The organism is Streptococcus suis (genome assembly GCF_002964045.1).
Lineage (GTDB): Bacteria > Bacillota > Bacilli > Lactobacillales > Streptococcaceae > Streptococcus > Streptococcus suis_U.
In genome coordinates this window covers 1-373 of sequence record NZ_POPB01000221.1, presented here as the reverse complement: position 1 = coordinate 373, position 373 = coordinate 1, and the positions used below count along the sequence as shown (strand labels likewise).

The 373-nt window shown below is 37.5% G+C and carries 1 protein-coding gene; it reads right to left on the bottom strand.

The window, feature by feature from the left end:
- Window positions 1-140 (bottom strand): DUF960 family protein (locus tag C1E99_RS02010; protein ID WP_161951130.1); only part of this gene is annotated, 140 nt, incomplete at its 3' end.
- Between the last annotated feature and the right edge of the window lie 233 nt (window positions 141-373).

Sequence of the window (373 nt, the reverse complement as noted above, 5' to 3'; positions counted from 1 at the left end):
AAACGGATTACATTTTTCAAAGGAATAACTCCTTTTAAGTAGTGATCAATAACATACCAAAAACTATCAATCACTTCCCCAGGAAGCGAGGTCACAACTCCAAAACTTGCATAGCGCCCATTTGTTTGTTCAAAGGCCATAAGCCCCTCCTTTACAATAAGAAAAAAGCCTGTAAAACAGGATTTTCTTTTCTAACTTTATCTACTTCTCAGTTCTAAATAGCGTTTGTACCAGATATTAACGTAGGCTGGAGAGAATGGTCCGCGCTGGTTATTGATCCAATCAACCAGTATCTTGACATTTTCCTTCAAAATAAAATCAATATCATCCGAATACTTCATCGCCTTACGATGACGCTCATATTCATCCACAG